The sequence below is a fragment of the Mycobacterium sp. genome, assembly GCF_049608025.1.
Classification (GTDB): Bacteria; Actinomycetota; Actinomycetes; order Mycobacteriales; family Mycobacteriaceae; genus Mycobacterium.
The window spans coordinates 1-4,574 of record NZ_JBMYXC010000095.1 but is presented as its reverse complement, the minus strand read 5'-3'; the positions used below and the strand labels follow the sequence as shown (position 1 = coordinate 4,574).

4 protein-coding genes are annotated in these 4,574 nt (G+C 63.2%); all 4 read right to left on the bottom strand.

Features of this window, described 5'->3' with window-relative positions; genetic code table 11:
- Window positions 1-111 precede the first annotated feature (111 nt).
- Complete coding sequence (locus tag ACPGXI_RS17620; RefSeq protein WP_526655266.1) at window positions 112-1,407, bottom strand: PE-PPE domain-containing protein; 1,296 nt, start codon at window positions 1,405-1,407, stop codon at window positions 112-114.
- A gap of 288 nt (window positions 1,408-1,695) precedes the next feature.
- Entirely contained in the window at window positions 1,696-2,310 is a 615-nt protein-coding gene (locus ACPGXI_RS17615) for a cutinase family protein (RefSeq protein ID WP_526655264.1), read from the bottom strand.
- 127 nt (window positions 2,311-2,437) lie between these two features.
- Entirely contained in the window at window positions 2,438-3,919 is a 1,482-nt protein-coding gene (locus tag ACPGXI_RS17610; RefSeq protein WP_526655262.1) for a flavin-containing monooxygenase, read from the bottom strand.
- 215 nt (window positions 3,920-4,134) lie between these two features.
- Window positions 4,135-4,574: hypothetical protein (locus ACPGXI_RS17605; RefSeq protein ID WP_526655260.1), on the bottom strand; the 440-nt coding region annotated here is incomplete at its 5' end.

The following is a 4,574-nucleotide window of genomic DNA, read 5'->3' as shown; positions in this document are numbered from 1 at the left end:
CGCAAGGCCGCTGACATCCATGTCGCAAGCCAAGCACATCCCGACCAGGGCCGTGCACCGGGGTTACCGCCTCAGCGAACACCCATTCGCCAAAGACGTTGCATAGCTTGGCTACTCGTTGCTAGCCGACGAACCTTCGCTGCCGGATGAACTCTGCCCGGCCGACGATGAATCGCTATCCGATGAGGTCGCATCCTCACCTGATGAGCTTTGCGACGAATCCTCGTCCTCGGAAACAGATCCTGCGGCCACCGCGCCCTGACCCTCGTCTGCGTCGGCTTCAAGCGTGTCGTCATCGGGGTCACCCGGCCGCGCCAGATCCGCGTCTTCAAGGCCGGCGTCTTGAAGGCCGGCGTCTTCCAGATCGGCGTCTTCCAGGCCAGCGTCTTCCGGGCTAGCGTCTGTCAAGCCTCCGTAGGCGCCCTCGAAGTCGACCGCGACGGCCATGCCCTTGGCCTCCGACTCGGGTTCTTCCTGGTTATCCCCGGATTCCTCGCGGGTATCTTCCCCGTACGGCACCGGGCTCGCGGTGTCGTTCTCATCTCCAGTCGGCGCAGGGGACGTCAGCAGCGCCGCCGCAGCCGCTTGAGGCTGCTCGGGCTCCACCGCTGCTTCTTCGAGCCCGGGGGCGAGCTCGGCCTCAACGGGCAACATCCCCGGCTCGGCAGGAAGGTAGCTGCGATCGTAGGCCTTCTCGATCTGTGCCCTCAGCGGGGCGTCGAGCGCGTCGGCGAGTCCGGTAAGCCCGACGCCATACAGGAAACCCAGTATCGGCAGGCGCTCCGTCGGCACGAAGACGTACGTGGTGTTTCCCTCTTTCCACACGTAATTGGCCGGATCGTAGATGTCGACGTCCTCATAGTCCGGGTGCACGGAAGTGAACCCGGCGTAGGCGTTGATCATGGCCAGCAGGTTGAGGGGGTTGTCCGGGGTGTCGGAGGACAGATCATATTGTCGTGACACGTCCAGGACGTTGTATTCGGTATCGGGTGTCATTTCGTCCAAACCCACCCGCGATCCGCCGTACTTGCGGCCGGGATTGCCGAGCAGGACGAAGCTCAACGCACCCGGCGATAGAGCGTCTTCGGTGCCGGCGTACTGGTCGAGCCAGTCTTTGGCTACCCGGGCGCCCTGGCTGTAGCCGTAGACGATCTGTTGCTCGGACGCATAAGTGCGCAATGCCTCGTCGAGTTCGACCACCCCGGCCGGCCGGTTCAAATACGGATAGGGCACGGCCGTACAGACGCGTGGCGCCTCGCACACCACGCCCTGCAAGTCGTCGGCGTTGCCACCCGCGGTCAATGTGTCGACGGTCAGCACCCGGGCAGGACCGGGCGGTAGTGCGTCGAACACCGGGGCGTCAGCCGCCGCCGCTGTACCGACGGCCGGCAATGCAAGAAGCGGCACCGACGCGATGGCTGCCGCAAGACATCTCGCCCGTCGGCGCTGCCGACGACTAACGCCTGTCGCAACCTTGCCGACGACCCTCATTCGTCCTCCCCATATCAGCGAGCATCGTTTGCTGACTGAGCTTCGAATATTACCCGCCAAAGGCTGATTACTGGAACATATTGAGTGCTGACATGCCCGCAATAATTGGCGTTCGCGCGCCCCGGAGCGCACTGGTGCGGTTGCCATCTGAGTCCGATCGGCTGGAACCTCCTGGTGCTGATCGCAGTTGATGAGCAGTTCGAACTACTGGAGGCGGCCCGCCACGAAGTTCGCCGCTTCCTCGACCATTCCGTTGTCGATGTAGGCGAAGTGCGCCGGGAGATTGAACCCGTTGGAACAGAACGGATCTCCCATCGCGCAAAGATCGATCGACTTCGCCCCGTAAGTGCTGCTCATCTGGGGCAGTGGACCGCCGCCTCGAATCTCGCGCAGCGGATTCCCGAAGACAGCCACGGCGGCGACGTTGTCGGCAACGCCCGGGGGCAACGGCGTGGGGGTGAAGCGGCCGAGTGGCTGCGGGTCAACGGTGATCAGATCGATCACCCCCGCGCCCTGTGAGTTGCCGCCGAGCACGAGCTTGGTGTCTGGACAGTTGTCCGCCATCCACTGCACCCGTCCGGCGGCATTTGCGGCACCCATGGGCGCTGACGAATCGAAGTTGAAGCCCGCCGGGTAGTCGACCCCGTAAGCGCCGACGGACCGGCCTCCGACCTTGGCGCGCAGAGACTCGACGAACGCCTCGCCGAGCCACCCCAGGCCCGCCGGAGCGCCTGTCCCACGTGCGAAGATCACCTCGATGTCCGGGCAGGGGTCAGCCGCGGCCGAGGGCATCGCGATGGCAGCTTGCAACATTGCCATCGGCACTACAGCAATTGCGCCCAGCCGCCCGAGAATTCGCCTCACCTGCATTCGTCCATGCTGACACATCGCCGGAAGTGGGCCGACCCAAACCTATCCTGAACCGGCCGGTTCAGCAGATCACGATTCAGGAGATCACGTAGTCGCTGAGCGGGAACGTGTCGTTCTCGCGGTTGGTCTGGTTGGTCGAGGCGGGACGCACCAGTGTCTCCCCGCTCGGGCTGAAGTAGTAGGACCGCGCGCGGGCACAGTCGCCTCTGCCGAAGACGGTTTTGTCGAGGAGCTGCGACATGCGCTCGCGGAATCGGGCATTGGCGTTCTCGGTCACCTCGAACGTGGTCGCGTCTCGCCGCTGCACCTCACCGAATAGCCGGTTCATGTGCCGCATCTGGTATTCGACCGTGTTGAAGAACGACAGTCCACTGGAGGCATATGGTCCTGCCAGGCTGAGGAAATTCGGGAAAGCTGGGATCGATACGCCTTGATAGGCCTGGAACCCGTTGTCGCGCCACCATTTTCCCAGGTTCCGGGAATGGCGGCCGATGATCTCGATTGCGGGAATATTTGCCTCCCACAGATCGAAACCGGTGGCCAGAACTAGCGTGTCGATCTCGGACTTGGTCCCGTCACACGCGACGATGCCGTCGGGTTCGATCCGCTCGATACCCGCTGACTGAAGATGGACGTTCGGCCTGGTGAACATTCGGTAATAGGAATTGGAGTAGGTCGGCCGCTTGCACCCGAAGTCGTAGTCCGGAGTCAGCTTCGCGCGCAGTTCCTTGTCCCGGATCGATACGAATCGAAGAGCCTGCGAGAGATAGGACGCCCCAACGTTGAGCTGACGGAAATACTTGAAGTTCAGCACCGACAGGATCATCATCGCTTCGAGGTTGATGTCGGTGGTGAAGCGGAACGCGCGCTGAACGAAGGGCAGCCGGGCAAACAGCCGGCGCAGGAACATCGGGATCGCGAAGTCCAGCTTGGGCACGACGTGGATGGGCGTGCGCTGGTACACGGTGAGCTCGGCAGCAGTCCGGGTCAGTTGCGGGATCAGTTGCACAGCGGTCGCGCCGGTCCCGATCAAGCCAATCCGCTCGCCGTCGGGCGAATAGTCGTCGTCCCAATCGGTGCTGTGAATGATGCGGCCCGCGAAATCGTTGATTCCGGGAATGTCAGGGGTGTGCGGCTGCGAGAGGTAGCCGGTGGCGGTGATCAGGAATCTCGACGACAGCGTTTCACCGTCAGACAGCGAAACTTGCCAGAGTTGGGCGTCTTCGTCCCAGCGTGCGCCGTCGACCGGGCTATTGAATCTCATATGTCGCCGAACGTCGTACTTGTCTCCGACATGGTCGGCGTAGTCCTTGAGCTCCGAGCCAGGCGCGTAGAGCCGGGACCAGTTGGGGTTCGGTTCGAACCAGTACGAGTAGGTGGGGGACGGGATGTCGACCGCCAAACCCGGGTAATGGTTGACGTGCCAGGTCCCACCCAGATCGTCCTCGCGATCCAGGATCAGGATGTTCTCGTAGCCCATTCGCTTGAGCTGGATCGAAGCACCCATTCCGCCGAATCCGGCGCCCACGACGATTACGTCGAACTGCGGCACACCCATGGCTGCAACGCTACCTCACAGCAAATCCGACATCAGCGACAGAACCTCGAGACGGCTGGACCTCGGCGCCATAAGTAGCCGATGATGCCCGGACACCACCAAGCCCCGGACACCGCCAAGCCCAGACACCACCAAGCCCCGGAGCGGGCTCCGGGGCTTGGTGGGTGAACGTCCAAGATGTCGTCCAAGATGTCGTCGATGGCGCGAACCGCAGTTTACTCCGAGTCAGACGAGTCGGAGGACCCTGAGTCACCGGACGAGGAATCATCCGAGGAGTCCGAAGCGCCGGCGCCGTCGTTGTCGCTGTCGTCGGCTCCCGCTTCAGCCGCCTCCGCGGCTTCAGCATCAGCGGCCTCCGCGGCTTCAGCAGCTTCCGCCTCAGCAGCTTCCGCCTCAGCAGCTTCCACCTCAGCAGCTTCTGCCTCAACAGCTTCCGCCTCAACAGCCTCAGCTTCCGCGGCCTCCGCCTCAACAGCCTCAGCTTCGGCAGCTTCTGCGGCTTCCGCTTCAACAGCCTCAGCTTCAACAGCCTCTGCGGCCTCCACCTCGGCAGCCTCGGTCTCAACAGCCTCCGTCTCAACAACCTCCGTCTCAACAACCGCGGGCTCAACAACAAGGTCGTCCTGCGCCGGCGCTGTGTCGGTGCCTACGTCGG

What these genes read in the sequence shown, in the direction of transcription:
- ACPGXI_RS17615 (WP_526655264.1), bottom strand. Translation starts at nt 2,310, where the DNA reads ATGGCAATGTTGCAAGCTGCCATCGCGATGCCCTCGGCCGCGGCTGAC.
- ACPGXI_RS17610 (WP_526655262.1), bottom strand. Translation starts at nt 3,919, where the DNA reads ATGGGTGTGCCGCAGTTCGACGTAATCGTCGTGGGCGCCGGATTCGGC.